Source organism: Duganella callida (assembly GCF_004614165.1).
GTDB classification, from domain to species: domain Bacteria; phylum Pseudomonadota; class Gammaproteobacteria; order Burkholderiales; family Burkholderiaceae_D; genus Rugamonas; species Rugamonas callida.
The window spans coordinates 1-24,426 of sequence record NZ_SPVG01000144.1; the positions used below are offsets into that span (position 1 = coordinate 1).

Annotated in this window: 18 protein-coding genes; 7 read left to right on the forward strand and 11 right to left on the reverse strand. The window is 66.7% G+C overall.

What is annotated here, in order from left to right; all coding sequences use genetic code 11:
• From E4L98_RS13800 to E4L98_RS13815, 4 genes are all read right to left on the reverse strand, one after another.
• A partial coding sequence (locus E4L98_RS13800) for a glycosyltransferase (protein ID WP_135202127.1) occupies positions 1-2,290 on the reverse strand: 2,290 nt, incomplete at its 3' end.
• A 189-nt stretch (positions 2,291-2,479) separates the two neighbouring features.
• Positions 2,480-3,832 (reverse strand): amidohydrolase family protein, encoded by a 1,353-nt coding sequence (locus tag E4L98_RS13805; protein ID WP_135202128.1) that lies wholly within the window; start codon positions 3,830-3,832, stop codon positions 2,480-2,482.
• 1 nt (position 3,833) lies between these two features.
• Positions 3,834-4,979: a dipeptidase gene (locus E4L98_RS13810; protein WP_135202129.1), complete on the reverse strand. Its 1,146-nt coding sequence runs from the start codon at positions 4,977-4,979 to the stop codon at positions 3,834-3,836.
• Positions 4,980-4,989: 10 nt separating this feature from the next.
• Positions 4,990-5,427, reverse strand: a complete 438-nt coding sequence (locus E4L98_RS13815) for a RidA family protein (protein WP_135202130.1) — start codon at positions 5,425-5,427, stop codon at positions 4,990-4,992.
• Between the two features lie 110 nt (positions 5,428-5,537).
• On the opposite strand from E4L98_RS13815, the gene E4L98_RS13820 reads away from it, so the two are divergent.
• The 6 genes from E4L98_RS13820 (at position 5,538) to E4L98_RS13845 (ending at position 13,155) form a co-directional block, all read left to right on the forward strand.
• Positions 5,538-6,284: a helix-turn-helix transcriptional regulator gene (locus E4L98_RS13820; protein WP_135202131.1), complete on the forward strand. Its 747-nt coding sequence runs from the start codon at positions 5,538-5,540 to the stop codon at positions 6,282-6,284.
• Positions 6,285-6,320: 36 nt separating this feature from the next.
• Positions 6,321-7,541 carry a cyanophycinase gene (locus E4L98_RS13825; protein WP_135202132.1) on the forward strand — a complete coding sequence of 407 codons (1,221 nt, stop codon included), beginning with the start codon at positions 6,321-6,323 and terminating at the stop codon, positions 7,539-7,541.
• Positions 7,542-7,653: 112 nt separating this feature from the next.
• A complete protein-coding gene (locus E4L98_RS13830) occupies positions 7,654-8,553 on the forward strand; it encodes a MurR/RpiR family transcriptional regulator (protein WP_135202133.1) in 900 nt (299 codons plus the stop codon).
• Between the two features lie 123 nt (positions 8,554-8,676).
• Positions 8,677-9,849 carry a polysaccharide lyase family 7 protein gene (locus E4L98_RS13835; RefSeq protein WP_135202134.1) on the forward strand — a complete coding sequence of 391 codons (1,173 nt, stop codon included), beginning with the start codon at positions 8,677-8,679 and terminating at the stop codon, positions 9,847-9,849.
• A gap of 2 nt (positions 9,850-9,851) precedes the next feature.
• A complete protein-coding gene (gspK, locus tag E4L98_RS13840) occupies positions 9,852-10,730 on the forward strand; it encodes a type II secretion system minor pseudopilin GspK (protein ID WP_135202135.1) in 879 nt (292 codons plus the stop codon).
• 103 nt (positions 10,731-10,833) lie between these two features.
• Entirely contained in the window at positions 10,834-13,155 is a 2,322-nt protein-coding gene (locus tag E4L98_RS13845) for a GH92 family glycosyl hydrolase (RefSeq protein ID WP_135202136.1), read from the forward strand.
• A gap of 85 nt (positions 13,156-13,240) precedes the next feature.
• Here the strand turns inward: E4L98_RS13845 and E4L98_RS30015 are convergent, their stop codons facing one another.
• The 5 genes from E4L98_RS30015 to E4L98_RS13865 form a co-directional block, all read right to left on the reverse strand.
• Complete coding sequence (locus E4L98_RS30015; RefSeq protein WP_167761327.1) at positions 13,241-13,417, reverse strand: hypothetical protein; 177 nt, start codon at positions 13,415-13,417, stop codon at positions 13,241-13,243.
• Positions 13,418-13,454: 37 nt separating this feature from the next.
• Positions 13,455-14,372 carry a polyphosphate kinase 2 gene (gene ppk2 / locus E4L98_RS13850; RefSeq protein ID WP_135202137.1) on the reverse strand — a complete coding sequence of 306 codons (918 nt, stop codon included), beginning with the start codon at positions 14,370-14,372 and terminating at the stop codon, positions 13,455-13,457.
• Between the two features lie 9 nt (positions 14,373-14,381).
• A complete protein-coding gene (locus E4L98_RS13855) occupies positions 14,382-15,998 on the reverse strand; it encodes an inorganic phosphate transporter (protein WP_135202138.1) in 1,617 nt (538 codons plus the stop codon).
• 93 nt (positions 15,999-16,091) lie between these two features.
• A complete protein-coding gene (locus tag E4L98_RS13860; RefSeq protein ID WP_135202139.1) occupies positions 16,092-17,459 on the reverse strand; it encodes a wax ester/triacylglycerol synthase family O-acyltransferase in 1,368 nt (455 codons plus the stop codon).
• 61 nt (positions 17,460-17,520) lie between these two features.
• Positions 17,521-19,071 (reverse strand): fatty acyl-CoA reductase, encoded by a 1,551-nt coding sequence (locus E4L98_RS13865; protein ID WP_135202140.1) that lies wholly within the window; start codon positions 19,069-19,071, stop codon positions 17,521-17,523.
• Between the two features lie 301 nt (positions 19,072-19,372).
• Between E4L98_RS13865 and E4L98_RS31060 the strand changes: the two genes are divergently transcribed.
• A complete protein-coding gene (locus E4L98_RS31060) occupies positions 19,373-20,923 on the forward strand; it encodes a methyl-accepting chemotaxis protein (protein WP_135202141.1) in 1,551 nt (516 codons plus the stop codon).
• Here E4L98_RS31060 and E4L98_RS13875 read toward each other — a convergent pair.
• Positions 20,920-22,713 carry a thiamine pyrophosphate-requiring protein gene (locus tag E4L98_RS13875; RefSeq protein ID WP_135202142.1) on the reverse strand — a complete coding sequence of 598 codons (1,794 nt, stop codon included), beginning with the start codon at positions 22,711-22,713 and terminating at the stop codon, positions 20,920-20,922. The two genes, E4L98_RS31060 and E4L98_RS13875, sit on opposite strands and share 4 nt — an antisense overlap.
• A 278-nt stretch (positions 22,714-22,991) precedes the next feature.
• The gene (locus E4L98_RS13880; protein ID WP_135202143.1) at positions 22,992-24,344 is read right to left on the reverse strand and encodes an MFS transporter; all 1,353 of its coding nucleotides are present in this window, start codon (positions 24,342-24,344) and stop codon (positions 22,992-22,994) included.
• Positions 24,345-24,426 lie beyond the last annotated feature (82 nt).

The following is a 24,426-nucleotide window of genomic DNA, read 5'->3' on the forward strand; positions in this document are numbered from 1 at the left end:
CGGCCGAGCCGCCCTGGCGCGCCGGCGTGCTGTCGAGCAGCGCGCGCATGGCGTCGGCCGTGGCTTGCCAGGAGCTCCGCCCGACGATGTCGCGCATGCGCAGCGCCATGGCGTCGCGGTGTTCCGGCGGCAGCGCCAGTGCGTCGTCGCAGGCGGCGATGAACTGGCCGTGCGTGCGACAGATCCGCACCACGTCACCGTAGGCCTGACGGATGTCGGCGATGTCGGTGCTGACGATGGGAAGCGCGGCAGCCATGTATTCCAGCACCTGGGCCGGATTGGCGTGGCGCGTGGCATGGTTGAGGGCAAGCGGCAGCAGGCAGACGTCCCAGCCGGCCAGCAGATGGGGAATTGCCTGATACGGCTGTCGTCCCAGGTAATGGATGTTGGGCCGGCGCGGCAGCGTGAGGGCGGCAGCCTCGCGCACCGACCCCACCATCACCAGCTGCCAGTCCGGCCGCGCATCGGCGATGGCGGCCAGCAGCGTGGTGTCGACACATTCGTCGAACGGGCCGTGGTAGCCCAGGCGCGGATGCGCGATGGCGTCGTGCGCCGGGTGGGTGTTGTCGCGGTCCAGCGCCTGCTCGAAGTGGATCGCGTCCACACTCCCGGGAAAGCAATGCACAGCGGGGTGTTGCGCGCGCCTGGCGCGGTGCAGGCCCGGACCGGCGGTGAACACCAGGTCGGCGATGGTCAGCAGCGCCTTCTCGCGCTGCGGCAGCTGACGCGGCGCGTGGCGGTGGGCGGACAGCTCGTCGATGCAGTCGTACACCACCAGTCGCGCATCCAGCGCGGGCAGCAGCGGCAGCGCCATCGGGGTGCAGAACCAGGCGATGACGTCCGCGCCCGGCGGCGCCAGGCCGGCCAGCAAGGGCTGCAGCGCCGCCAGTTGCCCGTCGCCGAAGCCGCCGGCGCCGGCCGGCGTGTGCGGCCGCACCACGGTGACGTTGGGCGCGGGCGCGCTGCTGACCAGATAAGCGCCGCCGTCGCCGTGCACCGGTTCCTCGACATAGACGATGCGGTAGTAAGGCGCCAGCCGCGTCAGCAGTTGCTGCGGACGGTGGCTGAAGGCGTCCCAGCGCAGGTGGCTGAACACGACGATCGTTGGCATGTCCCGCATCTGCGTGTCGGCGCAGGTGCACAGCCGCGTGGTCAGTTCCTGCGCCTGTCGCAGCGCGTCCGCGTAGGGCTGGACCAGGCGGCGCGCCAGCGGATCGGGGCCGTGGCGGTCCATATCCCACAAGCCGGCGCGGTGCCAGTGTCGCGGGTCTTCCCAGTCGGGGCGGTCGACCACGGGATACAGGCAGACGCCGCGCAGGTCGGCCCCGTGCTGGACCGCCAGCACCGCCTCGCTGGCGACGTCACGCAGCCAGGCGCCGCGGCCGCTGCCGACATGGCTGGTCTCGGCCAGCAGCAGCGGCCGGCCGTAGCGGTGGTGGAGTTCCGTCAGCAGCCGGTGCAACGGCGCGCGCAGCGGGTCGCCCAGGTGCCACCACAGGCGCTGGTCGTCGCAGCATTCCCACTGATTGCTGTGGTAATAGTTGGCGCCGATCAGATCGAGGTAATCCGGCGCGCCGCCCAGTTCCGGCGCGGCGCGCCCGCTCAGCATGTCCCACGCCTCGAACTGGGAGGCGTTCAGGGCCGCGGCGAGCGGCCGCAGGTCGGGCCGCCGCGACGGCGCGGTGATGTGGATCAGCGGATCGGTCACGAGGAAACGCGCGCCGGGCGTGACAGCGCGGATGGCGTCGCAGCCGGCAAGCTGCGCGCGCACCAGCTGGCGTTTGCCCTCGTGGCCGGCGCGCGGATCGTGCATGTTCATGCAGTAGAACTGGCCGCGCGTCAAGTTCCAGCTGGTGAAGGAGATTTCGTTCAGCGGCGTGTAGACCGGCTGCGGCCCGGCCCATGGCGCCAGATATTCCGCCAGCGCGCGGCAGTAACGGGCGAAGCGCGGGACGAATTCGGGGCCAAGGAAGTCCAGGTCTTGGGGCCAGCCGTAGTGGCAAAAGGTCCAGCAGATCTGCAGGCCGAGTTCGCGCGCCGCCCGCAGGCGGCTGTCGAGCGAGGAGAAGTCGTAGCGGCCGTCGCGTTCACACAGCCGCCAGCCGGCCGATTCGCGCACGGTGCGGATGCCGAACTGCTGCAGCAGGTCGTAATCCTCGCGCGCGCGCTGCAGGTGGCCGGTGTCCCGGTTCAGTTGCAGCGGCACGCCGGCCTGATTGATATGGTCGGCGCCTTCATAGCCGGCTTGCCAGAAGCTGGCGTACGGTGCGCTGTCGCGGACACTGGGCATGGTGGTCGCCTCCCGAAAGAGTCGCCATGCTACCAACCTTCGCGCCAGCCCTCAGTTCAATTCCGCCCGGCACTGGCTGCGACGCGTTCGCCGCCGGCCTGGTAGCCGAGGGTCGGGGCCGCGCGGACTCGGGCATGCGGTGGATGGCCCGGCCGAGGTACAACAGGTAATGACCGATTCCCGTACATCTTAGTCCTGGTGGACAGGCAGCGGCGTGAACTTGTAGTCGGCGCGCGCGTACTCATGGCCGCGCTTGACCGTGAGGACCACACTGCGCACATTGGCGATGTCGGCCAGCGGATCGCGCGCCAGGAACACCATGTTGGCGTACTTGCCGGCTTCCAGCGTGCCGAATTCCTTCTGCTTGCCCAGCGCCTGGGCGGCGTTGGCGGTGGCGGCGGTGATGGCCTGCTGCGGCGTCAGGCCGGCATATCTGACCAGCTTTTCCAGTTCGCCGTCCAGCACCGGGAACGGATCGTCGCCGCTGTTGTCGGTGTCGGTGCCGGCGATCAGCTTGATGCCCGCCCGGTGCATGGCGCGGGCGATGTCGCCGGCCAGTTCGAGGCGGCAGTGCGGTCCATCGTTCTTGTAGACGCTGAGGGTGACGTCCATGATGGTGCCGGACTTAGCCAGCGCGGCGATGTATTTGCGGATGCCGGGATCGGCGGCGCTCAGCCCTTCGTACGACGGTTCGCCGCCGTGCCCATAGGCCGACTTGCCGGCTTCGCGCACGTAGCGCGCGATCATGCAGACGTGGGAGACGGCGGTGGCGCCCAGCGAGTCGTACGGCGTGGCCGGATACACCTGCATGTGGGTCCAGACCGGGAAGCTTTGCGCCCTGGCTTCGGCGATCAGCTTGCGTACCAGGTCGCCCTGCAGGTTGGCGTAGATTTTCAGGCCGGTGGCGCCGGTGCCGCGCGCCTGCGCCACGGCCAGCGGCAGCCGGGTGTGTTCATCGACGGCGTACAGCCATGGCACCTGGCCCGGCTGCGTGCCCAGCGCGGCAACCACGGTGCGCGCATCCTTGAAGAAGCTGGGGCCGGCCACCAGCGAGGCATAAAAGATGTCCGGCGAGGGAATGCGGGCGAGCAGGGCGTCACGCGACAGGCCGGCCAGCTCGCGGGCGTCGCCGGCCATGTCGCGCACGCCGGTGACGCCGCCGTAGATATTGCGCTTCAGTTCCGCCTCGGCGTAGGGCCGGTCCGGGTTGGTGGCGTAGTGGACGTGCGAGTCGATCAGGCCGGGCAGCACGTACTGGCCGCCGACGTCCACCATGCGCACGTCGGCGAAACGCATGGTGTCCAGCCTGGCGGCCGGCAGGATGGCCTCGATGCGGTCGTCGTTGACGATGATGGCCATGTCGGCGCGCGGCGCGGCATCGGTGCCGTCGATCAGGGTGGCGCCGCGGTAGATCACGCGGCCCAGCGCCTTGCCGTTCAGTTTATCGAGGCGTTCCTGCCGGGTGTCGGCTTTCGGTTTATCATCGGCGGCAGCGTGGGCGCACAGCGCGGCGATGGCGAGGGTGATTGCGGCGTACTTCAATTCAGCTCCATACACTGTCGGCCACGCGCAGGAAGTTCGTGCCGAGGATTTTGTCGATGCGGCTGGCGCTGTGGCCGCGGCGGGCCAGCAGGTCAGCCAGTTTGTGGAATTTGTCGCGCCCCATCAGGTCGGGCAGGAAGGGCACGATATCGGGCCGTTCGCCCGGCGCGCTGATGCCGGCGGCGCGGCGCTGGCGCACTTCTTCTTCCAGTCCTTTCATGTAGGAGGACATGTCGTCGATCTGCGGCACGCTGCCGTCGGTGCCGATGCCGACGTGGTCTTCGCCGCAGACCTGGATCGCGTGCTCGATGTGGGCGATGAGATCGTCCGCGTTCGGCTGGCGTCCGAGGGCCAGGAAGGGCATGAAGTAGATGCCGACGAAGCCGCCCTTATCCGCCACCAGCCGCAGTTCCCGGTCGGTCTTGTTGCGCGGCAGGTCGGCGATGGCGCGGCAGCCGGTGTGGCTGATGATGATCGGCGCTGTCGATGCGGCGGCGGCATCGAGGCAAATCTGCGCGCCGCTGTGGCTCAGGTCCACCAGCAGGCGGTTGCGGTTCAGCTCGGCCACCACCTCGCGGCCGAACGGCGTCAGCCCCCGGTTGGTCGGGACCATGGAACCGTCGCCCAGCTGGTTGGGGCCATTGTAGGTCAGCTGGACCACGCGCACGCCGCCCTTGGCGAAGACTTCGACGCGACGCGCGTCCTGGCCCATCATGGCGGCGTTCTGGAAGCCGAGGATCACGCCGATGCGGCCTTCCCGGTGCGCGCGGCGGATGTCGCCGGCGTCGCGTACCAGCAGCAGATTGGCGGACTGGCGCTGGATATAGGCGTTCCATGCCTGTACGTCGGCCAGGGTTTTCTCATACGGGTCGCCGGCGCCGAACACGTAGCCGATGGTCATGTTGAAGGCGCTCAGGCCGGACGCCCTGGCATCCGCCATGGCGCGGGCATCGATGCCGAAGTCGTGGGCGGGATCGTCGCGCACCGCCGCCGGCAGGTTGATGTTGTCGATGCCGCCCAGGGCGTCGATGATGAGCGGACGCAGGCCGCGCGCGTCGGGCGTGGCGGCCAGTGCCGGCCAGCCGGCGGACGCCATGGCGGCGCCCGCGGCGATGGCGGCGGACAGGAATGAGCGGCGATCGTGCATATGGTTTACCTCATTTTTGGGGAGCGTAGGCGATGCATTCGACCTCCACTTCGCCGCCCAGCGCCAGACCGTTGGCGCCAAGCGCGCTGCGCGCCGGCAGGTGGCCGGGCTTGAAGTAGCTGACGTAGACCTTGTTGAAGTCGCCCCATTTATTGATGTCGGCGATGAAGACGGTGCATTTGATGATGTCGTCCATGCCCAGGCCGACGCCGCGCAGCACGGCGCCGATATTGTCCATGGCCTTGCGCGACTGTGCTTCGATGCCGCCCGGGACCAGGCCCTTGTCGTCGGTGCCCAGCTGGCCGGCCAGGTAGACGAAGTCGCCGGCGCGCACCGCCGGCGAGAATGGCCGGCCGGGCGGGTTGCCGAGATTGTAGTACTCGGCCGGCGCGGCGGTGGCGGCGCCGGCGGCGGCCAGCAGGGACAGGATGACGATCAGTTGCTTCATGAATTCTCCTAAGTGGATGGATTTTAGGTGAGTTGCGCGCTCGAGTATAAACAACTTGTTTAAATAAGTGAGAAAATAAACGGCTTATTCAACATTTTGTTAGAGTTTTTATGGCAACAGTGAAGCAGGCAATCAAGCAGAATGCGCTGGCCGCCGAGCGGGCGGCGGTGATCAATGCCTTGCGGCCCATCGTGCCGATGCTGGCGGCGATGGCCGGGCCGCATCTGGAGGTGGTGCTGCATGACGTCAGCCGGCCGGCGTGTTCGGTGATCGCCATCGCCAACGGCCATATTTCCGGGCGCGCGGTCGGCAGTTCGGTGCTGGAAGGACCGCAGAACGACAAGGGCTTTGCGGCCGCCACGCGCATCCGTTCGCCGGACGGCGCGGTGCACAGCCTGGTGGAGGATTATGTGACGGTGACGGCGTCCGGGCGCGCGCTGCGTTCGGCGTCGGCGATTTTCCGCGACGCCAGCGGGCAGCCGTTTGCGACCCTGTGTCTGAATGCCGACCTGTCGGGCTTCCAGGCGGCGCACGGCTGGCTGGCGCAGATGCTGGCGCCGGTGGCGCAGGCCATGTCCATGGTGGCGCAGACGCCGGCGCCGGTGCCTGCGGCGGCGCCGGCCGCGCCCTCGCAGACGCAGATGGATGCGCTGATGCGGCAGATTATCAGCGAGGCGGTCGGGCCGGGCGGTTCGGCGCAGTCAATGAGCCGCGAGGCGAAGATACAGGCGGTCGGCGCGATGCAGCGGCGCGGCCTGTTCATCGTCAAGGGCGGTGTCGAACGGGCGGCAGCGGCGCTGCAGGTTTCGCGCTTCACGATTTATAATTACATGGAGCAGCTGCGCCAGCGCGAATGATCACGCGGCGCCCCGTACTGTTAACAAGGGAACCGTATGACGAGTTTTGTGAAGGCGGTGCGCTTCTGGTGCGCGTCGCTGGTGGTGCTGGCAGTGCAATCGGCCCTGGCGGCCGAGGCGCCGCCCAAGGGCAATCTGTTGATCGCGGGCGGCGCGGTGCGCGCCGATAACGTGCAGGTGTTTCAGAAACTGGTGGAGCTGGCCGGCGGGCAGGGCGCCCGCATCGCGGTGATGCCCAGCGCGGCCGGCAATCCCGAGCGGTCCGGCAACAACCTGGCGGCGACGCTGAAGCGCTATGGCGCACAGGCCTTCGTGGTGCCGGTGGCGGTGCGGCTCAAGGATCACGATTACAAGCGCGACGCCGACGACGAGGCGTTGGCGAAACAGGTGCGCGAGGCCGGCGGCGTTTATTTCGTCGGCGGCGATCAGGGCCTGATCACCAAGGCGCTGGTGCATCCGGACGGCAGCCGCACCGCCGTGCTGCAGGCGATATGGGATGTCTACCAGCGCGGCGGCGTGATCGCCGGCACCAGCGCCGGTGCGGCCATCATGAGCGCGACCATGTATTACGAGGCCGATTCGGTGCTGGGCACCCTGAGCGGCGGCGTCAACGACGGCCGCGAGCTGGCGCCCGGCCTGGGCTTCGTCGGCACCGATGTCTTCGTCGACCAGCACCTGCTGGCGCGTGGCCGCTTCGCGCGCATGCTGCCGGCCATGCTGAAGAAGAACTACAAGTTGGGGCTGGGCGTGGACGAAAACACGGCGATGGTGATCAACGGCCAGCGCGAGGTGGAGATCATCGGCTACCAGGGCGCGCTGCTGATCGACCTGACGGAGGCGAAGACCAATGGCGACGAGCAGCGCTTCAACGTCAGCAACGCGCGCATCAGCTATCTGGACCGGGGCGACCGCTATAACCTGCGCACGCGCCAGTACACGCCGTCCGACGACAAGAAGGACGGCAAGCTCGATCCGGCACATCCCTATCTGAAGGAGCCGGTGTATTCGGCCGACATCCTCGGCCACAACGCGATCCTGGTGATGATGGAGCGGCTGATCACCAACGAACGCACCGAAGCGATCGGCATCGCCAGCGCCATGCCGGGCGATCCGCTGGAAGACCTGGGTTTCGAGTTCAAGCTGACCCGCGACGCCACCAGCGTCGGCTACGAGTCGGCCACCGCCGATGCCTACACGATCCTCAATCTGCGCATGGACGTGCGGCCGCTGCGCATGACGCGGCCCTGGTACCGCTGATTTCCCCTCTTTCGGGGTAGTTTATACGCTTAAGGGACACTACCAAGTTTGCAGCGGTCCGAAATGATCGTATGCTTCAAGCTTTTTAAGATTCTTAAGAAGCGAGAGCGGGATGACTTCAGGTAAACCGGTGCCGGCGGACGCCGCCTTCGTACAATCGGAACTGGGCAAGGTGCTGGCCGGCGTGCGCGCCGACGGTTCGGCCTCGCACCGCGCCATCGCGGCCTACCTGATCCGTAATCCAGTGCGCGGCACCGCGCTGAAGATCGAGGAGATGGCCGAGGGCTGCCAGGTGTCGACGGCCACCATCAGCCGCTTCGCGCGCGACATCGGCTTCGCCAACTACGGCGCCATGCGCAGTGCGTTGGCCGAGACCCTGCACAGCGCCATGCAGCCGGTCGAAAAGCTGCGCAGCACCATCCGCCGCGGCAAGGCTGCGCTGTCGGCTGCCGATTCCAGCATGGATTACGCCCGCGCCAACCTGGGCGCCACCCAAGAGGCCTTGTCGCAGCGCGATCTGGACGTGATGGCGGCGCGCATCGCCCGCGCGCGCAGCGTGTACGTGCTGGGTCTGGGCGGCTCGTCCTGCCTGGCGGCGATGATGACGCTGCACCTGCAGCCGTTCTGCCAGCAGGTGGTGGAGGTGGCCGGTGCGGGCGGCACCGAGGCGGCTGCGCGGCGCATGGCGCAGATCGGCCGCGAGGATGTGCTGGTGGTGTTTTCCTTCCCGCGCTACGCGGCCGACGGCACGCGCCTGGCGCGCTACGCCCGCAGCCGCAAGGCGGCAGTGGTGGCGATCACCGATACGGCGGATGCGCCGGTGGTGGCGCTGGCCGATCATGTGCTGTACGCGAGCGCCGCGCATGGCGTGCTGGCCAGCAGCGCGGTGGCGGCGGTGGCGCTGATCGAGGCCCTGACGGCGTCGCTGATGGTGTCCAACAAGGCCAACGTGCGCAAGGCGGCGCGCTTGACCGAGGCGCTGACGGAATATACGGTAAGGCTGGAAGGGTAAACGTTTAATAGCCACTTTCGCCTCTTTGTGGCGTAAACGATGCGCTTTGTAGAAAAACGTTTACCTTCGTTTTGGGCGGGACTATGATGGTTTTTCCGACAACAAAACCACGGAGACACCATCATGCTGAAATCCCAGGCCGCAATGCTGTTGCTGGCCGGCGCCGTAGTGGCGCCGGTACAGGCTCAAACCAAACTGACCATCCCCAACGCCAACGTCACCGCCAGTTCGAGCGACTCGAATCTGCCGGTCAACGCCAACGACGGCTCGCTGGCCACGCGCTGGTCGGCCGACGCCACCAATGGCGCGCAGTGGCTGCAATATAACCTCGGCGGCTGTTACCAGGTCTCGTACGCCAATCTGGCCTGGTATAACGGCGACTCGCGCAAGTACAACCTGTCGCTGAAGATTTCCAACGACGGCAGCAACTGGACCGATGTCTTCAACGGCAGCAACAGCGGCACCACCGCGCAGCTCAAGCCCTACACCTTCGGCGACCGTTCGGGGCGCTACGTACGGCTGCAGGCCACGGGCAGCAACGTCAACAACTGGGTCAGCCTGTCGGAGATGGAGATCTGGACCAACGGCGCCGGCAACTGCGCGCTGAATCCGTCGCTGCCGCCGGGCGGCAACTTCGATCTGAATATCTGGCAGCTGCAGCTGCCGGTCGGTTCGCCGGGATCGCCGGAGACCAAGTCGCCGTCGCAGCTGGAGGGCGGTTACAGCAGCTCCTACTTCTACACCGATACCGATGGCGCCATGACCTTCTGGTGCCCGGAGACCGGCGTCACCACGCCGAATTCGGACCATCCGCGCTCCGAACTGCGCGAAATGAACGCCAACGGCAGCGCCGCCAACTGGAGCCTGTCCGGCACCCATGTCATGAATGCGACCGTGAAGGTGGTCAAGGTGCCGAGCAGCACGGCGATCGGGCAGATTCACATCGGCAGCGCGCTGCAATCGGGATTGCCGGCGTCGACCAAGCCGCTGCTGGAGCTGTACTACCGCAGCAGCGGCGATATCGTGCTCGGTATCGAGAACAGCCCGTCCGGCGGGCAGACGCCGCACACGCTGACCAATATTCCGCTGAACACCACGTTCACCTACCAGATCAAGGCAACCAGCAGCACCATCACGGTGTCGATCAACGGCGTGCCGTACTCGTTTGCCATGCCGGCCGGCTTTACCGGCTATGGCGAGTACTTCAAGGCGGGCAATTACATCCAGTCGAACGGCAGCGATCCGAATGTTGGCGCGCTGGTAAAGTTCTATGCGCTGAGCGTGTCGCATAACTGAGCATGATGCGCCGGCCCAGTCAGCGCGGCGTGGCCGTGGTGACGGCGCTGCTGCTGACGGCGCTGTCGGTCACGCTGGTCGCCGGGATCTTTTGGCAGCAGCAGATCATGGTGCGCGGCATGGAAGGACAGCGCCTGCGGCTGCAGGCGCGCCTGATCGCGCGCGGCGCGCTGGACGCCGCGCGTCTGCGGCTGCTGGAGTCGGCGGCGGCGCAGGGCAACGTCACCACACTGGATGGGGCGTGGAGCGTGCCGATGTTCGAGTCGCGGCTGGAGCGGTTTCTGGGGCAGGAAGACGCGCAGGGCCAGGGCGGCGCGCTGGCGCAGCAGATCGCCGACGCGCAGGCCAGCTTCAACCTGCGCAATCTGGTGGCGGCCAGGCAGGGCGGCATCGACCTGTATCAGACCACGGCGTTTGCGCGCCTGCTGGCGGCCTTGAACCTGAACCCGGCGCTGGCCTACCGCATCGCCGAGGCGATGGCCGGCGCGCCGCTGGAGGTGCTGCAGCTGGACGACCTGCGCGGCGTGCCGGGGCTGGACGGGCAGGTACTGGCGCGGCTGCGCGCCTTCGTCGTGGTGCTGCCGGCGCCGACGCCGGTGAACGTCAATACGGCGCCGCCGGAGGTGCTGACCGCTGTCGCCAATCTGAGTCTGGCGGAGGCGCGGGTGCTGGCCGGGCGTCGGCGGCAGGCGCATTTCAAGGGGTTGAGCGACTTCGCTTTCCGCCTGAATGACCGGGAAACGCTGGAAGGCGTGGACTATGCCGTCACCAGCGACTATTTCTTGGTGCGCAGCACGCTGACGCTGGCGCGCGCCACGCTGCACAGCGAAGCGCTGGTGCGGCGCGGCGGCGCCGCGCTGGTGTGGGTGCATGACGACTAGTGTTTAGCGGATTTACTAAACATGCGCGGTTGCGCGGGGATTTTATTGACCGGCGCGGGTGCCAGGCGCTATAAAGTCGGATCGTCTCAGCAGCGGATATGGAATGAAACCGACTAAACTGTTTTCGGCTGGCGCACTGGCGCTGGCCCTGGCTTTCCCGGCGGTCGCCACCGCCCAGACCACGCCGGCATCGGCGGTCGATGTGTTCATCGGCACCGGCGGCGACGGCCATACCTTCCCCGGCGCGACCCGGCCGTTCGGCATGATACAGCTCAGCCCCGACACGCAGGTGCGGCCGTTCCGCCAGAGCTATCCGTGGGCGGCCGGCTACCGCTACGAGGACGATTCCATCCTCGGCTTCTCGCACACGCACTTTTCGGGCGCCGGCCACTCGGACCTGGGCGACGTGCTGCTGATGCCGTACAGCGCCGAGACCAAGTGGGAGCCGGGCTATCCGGAGCGGCCCTTCAGCGGCTACCGCTCGCGCTTCAGCCACAAGGACGAGCGCGCGGAGCCGGGCTACTACGCCGTCAAACTGTCCGACAACGAGGTCGATGTCGAACTGACCGCCGGCGAGCGTGTCGGCCTGCACCGCTACCGCTACGCCAAGGGCGCGGAAGCCAAGGTGATGCTGGACCTGCGCAGCAGCATCTACGATTACGCCGCCAAGAACCTGTGGTCGCGCATGCGCGTACGCGGCGACAATATGATCACGGGCATGCGCGAGACGCGCGGCTGGGCGCCGGGCCGACAGCTGTATTTCGCGATCCAGTTCTCGCATCCACTGGTGTCGCGCGAGTTGCGCAACTTCGAGCGCGACGTCGAGTACAAGGGCTTCGCGGGACCCGGCAGCGGTCCGGGCGACAAGGCGGTGGTCGAGGGCAAGGCGCTGGCGGGCGCGCTGAACTTCGGCGTGCCGGCGGACGGCCAGCTGGAGGTGAAGGTGGCGATTTCCGCGGTCAGCGAGGACGGCGCGATCGCCAACCTGGCCGAGATGCCGGGCTGGGATTTCGAGGCCGAGCGCAAGAAGGCCTCGGCGGCCTGGAACGAGGCGCTGGGCACGGTGGCGATCGAGGCGCAGCCGGAAATGCGCAAGATGGTGTACACGGCGCTGTATCACAGCATGCTCGCGCCCAGCCTGTTCATGGACCGCGACGGCCAGTATCGCGGCCCGGACAACCAGGTGTACCAGGCCAAAGGGTTCCGTTTCCACTCGACCTTCTCGCTGTGGGACACCTACCGCGCTCTGCACCCGCTGATGACCATCCTGCAGCCGGAGCGCGACGTCGATTTCGTGCGCTCGCTGATCGCATCGCAGCAGGAGAGCCCGTACGGCATCCTGCCGGTGTGGCAGTTCCACGGTCAGGAAACCTGGTGCATGATCGGCTACCACGCGGTGCCGGTGATCGCCGACGCCTACATGAAGGGGCTGAAGGGCATCGACGGCGAAGAGGCGCTGAAAGCCATGACCGCCAGCGCCGAGTATGGCCCGTACGGCGGCCTGCAGTACTACATGAAATACGGTTACGTGCCGATCGACCTGGAGCCGGAAGCGGCGTCGAAGACGGTGGAATACGCGTTCGACGACTGGACCATCGCGCGCATGGCCGAGAAGATGGGCAAGAAGGACATCGCCGAGAAGTATTACAAGCGGGCGCAGAACTACCGCAATTCGTTCGACGTCAAGACCGGCTTCCTGCGCGCGAAGAAGTCGGACGGCCAGTTCCGCGAGCCGTTCAATCCGGTGCTGTCCAACTTCGGCAGCGACTACACGGAGGGCAGCGCGTGGCAGTATTCCTGGTATATGCCGCACGATAACGCGGGCCTGATCAAGATGCTGGGCGGCGACGCCGGCCTGCAGAACAAGATCGACCAGGTGTTCGACGCCAAGGTGGACGAGAATGTGTACGCGCACATGGAGGACATCTCGGGCCTGATCGGCCACTACGCGCACGGCAACGAGCCGTCGCACCACGTGGCGTATCTGTACAACTACGCCGGCGCGCCGTGGAAGACGCAGCAGCGACTGACGCAGGTGGTGGCATCGCAGTACAACACCACTGCGGCCGGCCTGTCGGGCAACGACGATCTGGGGCAGATGTCGGCCTGGCTGGCGTTCACCGCGTTTGGTTTTTACCCGGTGGCGCCGGGCAGCAATGAATACGTGATCGGCCGGCCGTTCCTGGACAAGGCGGTGCTGAATCTGCCGAACGGCAAGCACTTCACCATCCGTGCGGTGGGGCTGAGCAAGGAGAACGCCTACGTGGCGTCGGTGACGCTGAACGGCAAGCCGCTGGCGCAAACCTTCCTGCGCCACGACCAGATCACGGCCGGCGGCGAGCTGGTATTCACCATGTCGGCCGAGCCGAACAAGGAGTGGGGCAAGGCTATCAACGCCCGGCCTTATACCCAGACCGCTTATTGATTCAGTCGGTGCGACGGCGGTTTTTGCGCCGCCGTTCGCCGCGTGGGTTGGCAGGTTCGGCTTTCCGCCAATCGCCGGCGCGTCTCTACAGTTCGGTGTAATGGCGCTGTATCCAGATATCGCGCCAGGCGTTGCGCACGCAGCCACAAACCTCGTTGGCCCAGCCGCGCGGACTGACGATCATGCCGTCCGCGATCAGCAGATCACCTACCACTTGCGCGAAATGGCTGACGCCGCCGTGGACATTTCGCGTCCGCCCCATTGGTTAACCGCATGGACTCTGGCACACCCGCCCGCGCCTAATACACTTCCGGTACGATGATCTCCGGCGGCACCGGGCGGCGCACGTAGTCCTCGTGGTATTCGCGTTCCGGCAGCTCGATGGCCGCATGCTCGACTTCCTCGTACGGCATCTGCTGCAGCAGGTGATGGATGCAGTTCAGGCGCGCTTTTTTCTTGTCCACGCCTTGCACCACCCACCACGGCGCTTCGGGGATGTGGGTACGCTCCAGCATAACCTCCTTGGCGCGCGTGTATTCCTCCCAGCGGCGGCGCGACTCCAGGTCCATGGGACTGAGCTTCCACTGCTTGAGCGGATCGTGGATGCGGCCGAGGAAGCGGGCATTCTGCTCCTCGTCCGAAATCGAGAACCAGTATTTGATCACCTGAATGCCCGAGCGTACCAGCATGCGCTCGAATTCCGGCACGGTCTGGAAGAACTCCTCGTACTGATCGTCGGTGCAGAAGCCCATCACGCGCTCGACGCCGGCGCGGTTGTACCAGCTGCGGTCGAACAGGACGATCTCGCCGGCCGCCGGCAGGTGCGAGACGTAGCGCTGGAAGTACCACTGTGTGCGTTCGCGGTTGTTCGGCGCCGGCAGCGCGGCCACGCGGCACACGCGCGGATTCAGGCGCTGGACGATGCGCTTGATCACGCCGCCCTTGCCGGCGGCGTCGCGGCCCTCGAACAGGATCACCACCTTGTGGCCGGTGTGTACCACCCAGTCCTGCAGCTTGACCAGCTCCGCCTGGAGGCGCAGCAACTCGGTAAAGTACACGCGGCGCGCTTCTTTGGCTTCCGCGCTGCGTTCGCGCTCGACGACCTTCATCGTGACCGGATCGATCTCGCGGTCTTCCAGTTCGAGTTCCAGCTCCTCGTCGTAGCTGTCGGTCAGTTCGCGCTGAACGCGCTCGAACATCTGCTCACTCAATTGCATGGTACGTCCTCAGAAAATATGGGAAAACAGCCAGAACAGCGAGCCCGAAAGCAGGATCGCCGCCGGCAGCGTCAGCACCCAGGCCAGGGCCAGGTTGCGGACGGTGGACCATTGCAGGCCCGAGTTGTTGGCGGCCATGGTGCCGGCCACGCCGGACGACAGCACATGGGTGGTGGACACCGGCAGGCCGTAGACGTCGGCCGCGCCGATGGTCATCATGGCCACCAGTTCGGCCGACGCGCCCTGGGCATAGGTCAGGTGCGATTTGCCGATCTTTTCGCCGACCGTGACCACGATACGCTTCCAGCCGACCATGGTGCCCAGGCCCAGCGCGATCGCCACCGCGATCTTGACCCACAGCGGAATGAACTTGGTGGCGTCGTCCAGCTGCCGGCGGAAGGCGGTCAGATTGGCGCTGGTGTCGGCATCGAAGGCCACCGGTCTGGACTTGTCCAGTACGCGCATCGCTTCCGCCGCCAGGTACATATCGTTTCGCACGTTGCCGACGGTTTCGGCCGGCACCCTGGCCAGCGTACCGTGCTGCTTGACGGCCTGGCCGATGTCGCCGGTCAGTTGCGCCAGCGCCGGCATCACGGCCGGGGTGTATTGTTTGCTGCGGATATAGGACGACAGCACGGCGCGCACGTCGGCTTCGGCACCGGCCGCGGCGGCCGGCAGCGCGGCCGGTGCCGCGTACTTTTGCAGCGATTGCCGGGTGACCTGGCTGACGGCGACGAACTGCGTCACCTGATCGACCGGCATGGCGCGGTTCAGCGCATACGCCATCGGCACCGTGCCGACCAGGATCAGCATGATCAGGCCCATGCCCTTCTGGCCGTCGTTGGAACCGTGGGCGAACGAGACACCGGTGCAGGTCAGGATCAGCAGACCGCGGATATACCATGGCGGCGGCGTATCGCCGCGCGGCGCTTCGTACAGCTCGCGGCGTTTGACCAGTGCGCGCAGCACCAGCAGCAGCACGGCGGCGCAGCCGAGGCCGACCAGCGGCGACAGCAGCAGCGAGTAGCCGACCTTGGTGGCCTGCGCCCAGTCGACGCCGCTGGTGCCGTCGCGGCCGTGCATCATGGCGTTGGCGATGCCGACACCGAGGATGGAACCGATCATGGTGTGCGACGAGGACGCCGGCAGGCCCAGCGCCCAGGTGCCCAGGTTCCAGACGATGGCGGCGATCAGCAGCGCGAACACCATGGCAAAACCCGAGCTGGAGCCGACCTGCAGGATCAGCTCCACCGGCAGCAGCGAGATGATGCCGAACGCCACCGCGCCGCTGGAGGTCAGCACGCCGAGGAAGTTGAAACAGCCCGACCACACCACGGCGGCGTTGGCGGGCATCGAATTGGTATAAATGACGGTGGCCACCGCGTTGGCGGTGTCGTGAAAGCCGTTGACGAACTCGAAGCCGAGCGCGATCAGCAGCGCCACACCGAGCAAGAGATAGGGCAGCCAGTTGGTGGACACGGGGCCGGCGTCGGTGACGTCGGTGCGCAGGCTGTAGGCGCTGAAGACCAGACCGGCGGCCAGCAGCACGATGAAGATGGCCGCGGTGAACGGCGTGTTCCTGCTGTCCGCCGGACCGGCGCGGACGGGTTGGGCAACCGTATTCATGCCATTCAGCTCCAGTATGAAAATGGTAACCGAATGTACAGTTTGATTGTGACCCCAGTGTGACCAACCCGGGGACAGACCACGATTTTGAAACTATTTCAAAATCGTGGTCTGTGCCCAAACATGGCCGGGCAGGGCGGGTTCGGCGGGCTGCGGCGCCAGCACGCCCTGCGTCGCCGCTTCCAGTTCTTCGAAGGCGTCGTAGGTCAGCCGCATCAGGCGGTCGGGATCGGGCACCAGCGCGGTGTCCACGAACAGCGCCAGCTGGATCTGGCCGGCGTAGGAGATGAACGCCAGTCCGACCCCCAGCCGGCCGGCCTGCGGCACCCAGCAGATCAGATCCGTCAGCCGCGAGCCGGCCAGGTAGCGGCGGCTGGCCGGACCTTCGATATTGGTCAGCACCACCGAGCCCTTGGACGTGAACAGGTTGAGCGCAAACCGCTGCAGCGCCGCCGGCAGACAGCCGGCAATCGACAAAAAGGCCATCGTCGCGCGCGGCTGGCAGGACCGCTTGATGGCGGTCATGCGGCTGCTGGCCAGCTGCAGGCGTCGGTGCGGTGCATCGATATCGGTCGGCAGATCCACCGCCACCAGCCCGAACTCGTTCCCGAGCTGGAATGCATTGCCCTTTTCCCGCAGATTGAAGGTGACCGCCGCCCGCAGCGCGCGGCCGTCCGGACGCTGGCCGCGCTCCGACAGATAGGTGCGCAGTGCGCCCGAGACCGCCGCCACCCATACGTCGTTCAGCGTCACGCCCATGCGCTTGGACATGGCCCGCACCCGTTCCAGTTCCAGCGGCGGCAGCCATACCAGTTGCTTGTCGCCGGTCATCGGCGCCTTGAACTGCGTCGGCGCATCGGGCCACAGCATGGAGAGCCGCGTCACGTGCGCGGCGATCTTCAGCCAGCGCACGCCGCGCACCACGGCCGAGCACACCGGATTGTGCGCCACCGCGCGGTGCGGATGACCGTCCGGGGACGGCGTCCGGCCATGCAGGCCATTGTCGTCGGTAAGGTGGTTCAGCACATGCACCAACCCCAGGCCGTCGGTGATGCAGTGATGGACGCGGAACACGATGGCGTGGCCGCCGTTGACGCGGTCCAGCACCGTCATGTGCCACAGCGGCCGGTCGCGCTCCAGCGGCAGATGCGCCAGCCGCATCAGCTGGTCCTGCAGCCCGGCACGCGTCACTTCGTGCTCCATGCGCTCCAGCCGGATATGGCTGCGGATGTCGAAGGCTTCGTCCTCCACCCAGTGCGGCCTGCCGCCCAGCCGCACCACCTTCTGCCTAAAGCGCGGATAATTGGGCAGACGGTGGGCGATGGTCGATACCAGCCGTTCCATGTCGACCGGCCCCTCGAACAGCAGTATGCTGTTGATGACCATCAGATTCCTGTCGTTGTCCATGCGGTGCCAGGCATAGTCGCGGCGCGTCATTGCCGCCGATGCCGCAGTGTTCATACTCGTGCTCATGCTCATTCCACCGTCTCCAGTGCGGCGCGGGTCTTTGCCCGTCGTCCGCTTATATTTTTATGGGTGCCGCCTTTGCTTCCGCTGCCGCCGCTGGGACGTCGGCCGCCGCCGCCGTCGCCTCCACCGATTTCGGCGCGCGCGGCCGCAGGGCGTAACGGTTCAGTCCCGCCATGTGGACACGGCACAGGTAATCGCGCCAGTCGATGGCGCCGGTATCGACACTGAAACGCGCACGGTCTTGCTCGCCGAAGCGCCGCGCCAGCGCCTGCAGACGGTCGTTATGGAACACGTAGCGCGGCGCGGTGTAGAACGAAAACGTCAGCGCCAGCAGCTGCGTGGTACGCAGCGCCTCCAGCCGCGGCGACTCGCCGGCGCCCAGCAGCGTGCGCACGCCGCTCCAGCCCAGCGCCGCCAGCCGCATGGCGCGCAGCATCAGCAGGAACACCGGTCGGCTGACCACGCGAAATCCGTGTTCCGGCGCGCGGTAGAACAGACGCTCGTACTGCCGCCAGTTGCGTTGCGATTCGCCCTGTATCAGATCGATCACCCGCCGCAGCGTGACCGGATTGGAGGAGCCGGTGCAGGCCTGATAGATGCGCAGCGCCGGCTTGTCCTGCAGCGCCTCGGCCGCCGCCAGCATGATGCTGTTGGCCACCAGGTCGGCCGGCACGATGTCGACCACCTCCGCCGGGCGCGCCGGGAAAAAGCTGGTCTTGCCGCGCGCGTAGGCGAGGATGATGGCGTCCGCCACCTTGACGCCTTCGATCCAGCCGGGCGCCGGCTCCTGCAGCGTACTCTCGATGATGGCCGGCCGCACGATGGTCAGCGCGCGGCCGCGCATGCCGCTCATCGCCAGCTGCTCGCCCATCCACTTGGTGAAGGTGTAGGTGTCGTTCCAGCCGTGGTAATTCGCTTCCGCGATGCCAAGCTCGGTCAGGCGGCGCGCCAGCTGCTGCGGCTCGCCCGTCTCGGCGCGCACGGCGGCGATGCGGTGCTGCAGGTGCCGCAGCAAACCGTATAAATCGTAATGGCCGGCCTCATGGCGCGGCAGCGTGGCGCGCGCGGGATGTACGTTCCGCTCGTGCATGGCGCCGCGGTGGTAGCCGTTGACGTAGCAGGTCGACACCTGGATCAGCGGTGCGCCGGCGGCGCGCGCCAGCTCGGTGATGTTGCGCACGCTGACGGCGTTGATGGCCAGCGCCTCGTCCAGCGCCTCGCGGAAGTTGACGCTGGCGGCGGCGTTGATGACCAGGTCCACCCGCCGCGCCAGCCGATTGAAGTCGCTGATGGTCATGCCGAAGCCTGGTTCCGTCACCTCGCCGGTCACGCATTCGATCTTGTCGGCGAAGAACGCGGCCAGCAGGGCGGGGCGCTCGGCGCGCAGGCGGTCGAAGATGGACGAGGTGGCGATCTCGCGCTCGAAGCGGCTGCGGGCGTCCGCGCCATGCGCGCCGGCGCGCAGCAGCAGCACGATGCCGCCGATATCGGGCACGCTGCGTATCAGCTTCTCCAGCACCACCTTGGCCAGAAAGCCGGTGCTGCCGGTAATCAGGACGCGCTTGCCTGCGAGCGCCGCGTGCACATTCAATGCTGGGTTCATAGCCTGTCCGGAAACGGTGTCATTACTGCAATGAGCCGATCTTAGAGCCAAACCGGCAGGCGACTTGCGACTTTGCACTGGCTTGGGAAGCCAAACGCATGGCGCCGCGAGTCATCCCCGGCCGCCGCAGCGCCTGTCGCGCGCCGCTGTCGTGGACACGGTGCGGCATTTGCACAACGGCCGACTTGCCTTCGGGCAACGGTGATATTACACTGATGAAATATGCCGCAGCCCGCCAATTCGCGGCTTGCCGCCACCGCTGGCCCCATCCCCGCCACCGTTTCCCTTTTCCCCCTTCACTATGAACAAGCTGAAAATCGGTGCCCGGTTGAACCTGGCATTTGGCGGTGTGCTGCTGCTGTTGATCCTGATCGCCTGCGTGGGCTGGACCTCGCTGTCGGCCATCAAGGCGCGCATGGATGTCGTCGTCAACGAAAACAACACCAAGATCGCGCTGTCCAACAGCATGCTGACGCAGCTGAACCTGCTGACGCGCGCGGTGCGAAACTACATCATTTACACCGATCCGGCGGTGCAGGCCGACATGCGCGCCCGCATTGGCGACGCAGACCGGAAATTCAACGCCAGCTTTGAACGGCTGGGTACGCTGGTGCGCAGCGTACGCGCCAGGGAAATCTATGCCGGCCTGCAAACGCAGGCGCCGGAGACCTTGCGCCTGATGACACGCACCATGCGGCTGGTGGACGACGGCAAGGTGGCCGAGGCGCCCGCCTTTTTGCAGGATACCGTGCAAAAACAGCAGGACGGCACCTTTAAACTGATCAACGAAATGGTGGCGCAGCAGGAAAAGCAGAACAGTGAACTGGTGGCCGAGATCGACAGCCAGTACAGGTTCGCCACGCGCTTCCTGTTGGCAACCGCGCTGGCCGCTGTGGCCACGGCGGCGGCGCTGGCCGTGGTCATCACGCGTTCGATCACGCGGCCGCTCGGCGAGGCGGTCGCCATCGCGGAAACCGTGGCGGCCGGTGACCTGACGCGCGCGATCGCCGTGCAAGGCCGCGACGAAGTCAGCCAACTGCTGGCCGCGCTGCAGCGCATGACCGCCAGCCTGACCGCCATCGTCGGCGAAGTGCGCGCCGGCACCGATACCATCGGCACCGCCTCGCGCCAGATCGCGGTCGGCAACCAGGACCTGTCCTCGCGCACCGAAGAGCAGGCCAGCTCGCTGGAGGAAACCGCCGCGTCGATGGAACAACTGACCGCCACCGTGCGGCAGAGCGCCGACAATGCGCGTCAGGCCAACGCGCTGGCCGTGTCGGCGTCGGAGGTGGCGGCGCGCGGCGGCAGCGTCGTGGCCGAGGTGGTCGATACCATGGGTGCGATCAACGCTTCGTCGAAGAAAATCGCCGACATCATCGGCGTGATCGACGGTATCGCCTTCCAGACCAACATCCTGGCGCTGAATGCCGCGGTGGAAGCGGCGCGCGCCGGCGAGCAGGGCCGCGGTTTCGCGGTGGTGGCGTCGGAGGTGCGCACGCTGGCGCAGCGTTCGGCCACGGCCGCCAGGGAGATCAAGGAACTGATCGTGGATTCGGTGGACAAGGTCGATGCCGGCACCATGCTGGTCGATCAGGCCGGCGCCACCATGCAGGAAGTGGTCGGCAGCGTCCAGCGCGTGACCGCGATCATGGCCGACATGGCGACCGCCAGCCAGGAGCAGAACGCCGGCATCGAGCAGATCAACATGGCGGTGGGCCAGATGGACCAGGTGACGCAGCAGAACGCCGCGCTGGTCGAGGAAGCCGCCGCCGCCGCCGAATCGCTGCAGAATCAGGCCGTGCAGCTGGCCGGTCTGGTGGACGCGTTCAGGCTGCCGTCCGGCGCCCGCTAAGTCTTGTCACGGCCCGGGAACAGGCCGTCCCAGGCTTCCTTGATGGTGGCGGTGACGATGCCCATGGCGTCCGGATCGCCGCGCAGCAGCGCGCGCAGATAGTGGCCCATCTGCTTGGGCGCGACGTGCGGCGGCAGCGGCGGCACGTCGGGATCGGTGACCATTTCCAGCAGGGTCGGCACCGGTGACGCCAGCGCCATCTCCCACGCCTCGGCCACCTGCTCCGGCCGGTCGACGCGGATGCCGCGCAATCCCAGCAGCTCGGCATAGGCGGCGTACGGGAAGGACGGCAGATTCTGCGACGCCGCCAGCTTGGCGTCGCCCTCGGTGATGCGCTGTTCCCAGCTGACCATGTTCAGGTCGCCGTTGTTGAGCACCATCACCACCAGTCGCGGATCGCTCCACTCGCGCCAGCGCTGCGCCAGCGTGATCAGCGCGTTCACGCCGATCATCTGCATGGCGCCGTCGCCGACCAGGGCCACCACCGGCCGGCCCGGATGCACGCACTTGGCGGCGATCGCGTACGGCAGCGCCGAGCCCATGGTGGCCAGCCCGCCCGACAGCGAGGCATGCATGCCGGGCCGGATCTTCAGGTCGCGCGCGTACCAGCCGGCGCAGGAGCCGGAATCGCAGGTCAGGATCACATCGTCCGGCAGGCGCGGCGACAGCTCCCAGAACACGCGTTGCGGATTGACCGGCTTGGCCTGGTTCATGGCGCGCGCCTCCATCACCTTCCACCAGTCGGCGACGTTCTGCTCGACCGTCTGGCGCCATGAGCGCTCGGCCTGCGGCTCCAGCAGCGGCAGCAGCGCTTCCAGCGTGGCGGCGCTGTCGCCGACCAGGCCGACCTCCATCGGATAGCGCAGATTCAGCATGCGCGGATCGATGTCGATCTGCACCCCGCGCGCCTTGCCCTCCTTGGGCAGGAATTCGGAATAGGGAAAGCCCGAGCCGACCATCAGCAAGGTGTCGCAGTCGTTCATCAGATCCCAGCTGGGCTTGGTGCCGAGCAGGCCGATGGAACCGGTGACGAACGGCAGGGTGTCGGGCACAGCAGCCTTGCCCAGCAGCGCCTTGGCGATGCCGGCGCCCAGCTTGTCGGCCACCGCGATCAGCGCCTCGCTGGCGTGCAGCGCGCCGGCGCCGGCCAGGATCGCCACCTTCTTGCCGGCGTTCAGCACGGCGGCGGCGCGCTGCAGGTCTTCGTGACGCGGCACCACGGCGTGGCCGGTGTAGCCGATGCCGCTGTGGACCGTGCCGTGTTCGCGCGGCGGGGTTTCCACCGCCTTCATGTCCTGCAGGTCGTTGGGCAGGATCACGCAGGTGACGGTGCGGCGCTCGATGGCGATGCGCATGGCGCGGTCGATCAGGTGGCGCACCTGGGCCGGGGTGGTGGCCATCTGCACGAAATCGTGCGCCACATCCTTGAACAGCGACGCCAGGTCGACTTCCTGTTGATAGTCGCCGCCCAGCGACATGCGGCTCTGCTGGCCGACGATGGCGACCACCGGCTGATGGTCCATTTTGGCGTCGTACAGGCCGTTGAGCAGGTGGATGGCGCCGGGGCCGGAGGTGGCCAGGCAGACGCCGACCTCGCCGCTGAACTTGGCATGGGCGCAGGCCATGAAGGCGGCCAGTTCCTCGTGGCGCGTCTGGAAGAATTCGATGCCGGTATCGCCGTGGCCGAAAGCGCCGACCACGCCGTTGATGCCGTCGCCGGGATAACCGTAGATGCGTTTGACGCCCCAGGCCGCCAAACGTTTCAGAACAAAGTCGCCTACTGTGGCCATGCTGCACCTCGCCGTATCGGATGGTTGGCCCGATTCTAGCGGCGATGCGCAGAATTGCGCAGCGATAACGTGCGCAGGCGCCCCGCGGAGCGCTCCCGGCAGCGCTTTTTCATGCAGTGCAGCATGGCCGGGCAGGGCGTTGTGATCGCGCAACAGCGTCACGCGCAGCGGATTGCCGCAGCGGATGAACGATGTTGCCGCGTGCCGTAATCTTGAGGAGTCCTCACATAAAAAAGCCCGGCGCAGCGGCCGGGCTTGGGTGCGGAGCCGATAGCAGCTCAATTATCGCGTATATCGAGACGGCGGTTGATGCTCAGCGCCGCCAGCGAGCTGACCGCGCCGGACAGCAGGTACAGGCCGGCATACGCCAGACCGAAGTGCGAGGACACGCCCAGCGCCACCAGCGGCGCGAAGCCGGCGCCCACCAGCCAGGCCAGATCCGAGGTCAGCGCCGCGCCGGTATAGCGGAAGCGCTGCGGGAAGTTGGCCGTTACCGCGCCGGCGGCCTGGCCGTACGACAGGCCCAGCAGCGAGAAGCCCAGCAGCACGAACGCGTCCTGGCCATGCTCGCCGGCGCCGATCAGGTAGGGCACGGCAAAGCTGAAGATGGCGATGCAGGTGGCCAGCGTGCCCAGCGTGCGGCGGCGGCCGACGCGGTCGGCGATCAGGCCGGAGATGATGACGCCGATCGACATCAGCACCACGCCCACCATCTGCACTTGCAGGAAACCGGACAGCGGGCGCTGCGAGGTCAGCGTGATCCACGACAGCGGGAACACCGTCACCAGGTGGAACAGCGCGTAGCTGGCCAGCGCGGCCAGCGCGCCGATGACGACGTTGCGGCCCTGCTGGCTCATCAGCTCGCCGACCGGCACCGGGTCCAGCTGGTGCTCGTCCAGCAGGTGCGAGTATTCATGCGTGGTCACCAGCCGCAGGCGGGCGAACAGCGCCACCACGTTAATCGCAAACGCCACATAGAACGGGAAGCGCCAGCCCCAGTCGAGGAAGTCCAGCTCGGTCAGGTTGGCCAGCATGTATGAAAACAGGCCGGCGGCGATGAGGAAGCCGATCGGCGCCCCCAGCTGGCCCAGCATGGCGTACCAGCCGCGCTTGTGCTCGGGCGCATTCAGCGCCAGCAGCGACGGCAGACCGTCCCAGGAACCGCCCTGGGCGATGCCCTGGCCGATCCGCAGCAGCGCCAGGAACACCAGCGAAGTGTTCCCCAAACTGGCATAGTCCGGAAGGAAGGCGATGCCGGCGGTGGAAACCCCCATAATCAGCAAGGCCAGGGTCAGTTTGGCTTCACGCGTGAAACGATGCTGAACTGCCATAAATGCGACAGTTCCTATCGGACGGGCAATAAAAGCGAGCGCAAAAATGGCAAAAGCGTATAGTGTGCCGTCAAGCCGGCTCTCATACGGGAAGAACACCGACGGAAACACCAGCGCCGAGGCGATGGCGTAGACGAAGAAGTCGAAGTATTCCGAGGCGCGCCCGATGACCACGCCAATTGCTATTTCTCCGGGAGAGATATGCCCATCCCTGGCATTGATGCTCCTTGCACCAGGGCTCGTTTGATGATGTTCGTGGACGCCAGACTGCACGCCATCGATAGAAGTCGTATTAGCCATAGTCTCTTTGTCTCTGTTGATTAATTGTTATCACAAGGGCAGGTCAGGCGGGTAGGACAAAGTGTCCAATGGCAAGACCGAT

Bases quoted from the DNA above. Each gene is read 5' to 3' on its own strand.
- E4L98_RS13855 (WP_135202138.1), bottom strand. From the start codon at position 15,998: ATGAATACGGTTGCCCAACCCGTCCGCGCCGGTCCGGCGGACAGCAGG.
- E4L98_RS13810 (WP_135202129.1), bottom strand. From the start codon at position 4,979: ATGCACGATCGCCGCTCATTCCTGTCCGCCGCCATCGCCGCGGGCGCC.
- E4L98_RS13875 (WP_135202142.1), bottom strand. From the start codon at position 22,713: ATGGCCACAGTAGGCGACTTTGTTCTGAAACGTTTGGCGGCCTGGGGC.
- E4L98_RS13825 (WP_135202132.1), top strand. From the start codon at position 6,321: ATGACGAGTTTTGTGAAGGCGGTGCGCTTCTGGTGCGCGTCGCTGGTG.
- E4L98_RS13880 (WP_135202143.1), bottom strand. From the start codon at position 24,344: ATGGCTAATACGACTTCTATCGATGGCGTGCAGTCTGGCGTCCACGAA.
- E4L98_RS31060 (WP_135202141.1), top strand. From the start codon at position 19,373: ATGAACAAGCTGAAAATCGGTGCCCGGTTGAACCTGGCATTTGGCGGT.
- E4L98_RS13820 (WP_135202131.1), top strand. From the start codon at position 5,538: ATGGCAACAGTGAAGCAGGCAATCAAGCAGAATGCGCTGGCCGCCGAG.
- E4L98_RS13860 (WP_135202139.1), bottom strand. From the start codon at position 17,459: ATGAACACTGCGGCATCGGCGGCAATGACGCGCCGCGACTATGCCTGG.
- E4L98_RS13835 (WP_135202134.1), top strand. From the start codon at position 8,677: ATGCTGAAATCCCAGGCCGCAATGCTGTTGCTGGCCGGCGCCGTAGTG.
- E4L98_RS13865 (WP_135202140.1), bottom strand. From the start codon at position 19,071: ATGAACCCAGCATTGAATGTGCACGCGGCGCTCGCAGGCAAGCGCGTC.
- ppk2 (WP_135202137.1), bottom strand. From the start codon at position 14,372: ATGCAATTGAGTGAGCAGATGTTCGAGCGCGTTCAGCGCGAACTGACC.
- gspK (WP_135202135.1), top strand. From the start codon at position 9,852: ATGATGCGCCGGCCCAGTCAGCGCGGCGTGGCCGTGGTGACGGCGCTG.
- E4L98_RS13845 (WP_135202136.1), top strand. From the start codon at position 10,834: ATGAAACCGACTAAACTGTTTTCGGCTGGCGCACTGGCGCTGGCCCTG.
- E4L98_RS13830 (WP_135202133.1), top strand. From the start codon at position 7,654: ATGACTTCAGGTAAACCGGTGCCGGCGGACGCCGCCTTCGTACAATCG.
- E4L98_RS30015 (WP_167761327.1), bottom strand. From the start codon at position 13,417: ATGGGGCGGACGCGAAATGTCCACGGCGGCGTCAGCCATTTCGCGCAA.
- E4L98_RS13815 (WP_135202130.1), bottom strand. From the start codon at position 5,427: ATGAAGCAACTGATCGTCATCCTGTCCCTGCTGGCCGCCGCCGGCGCC.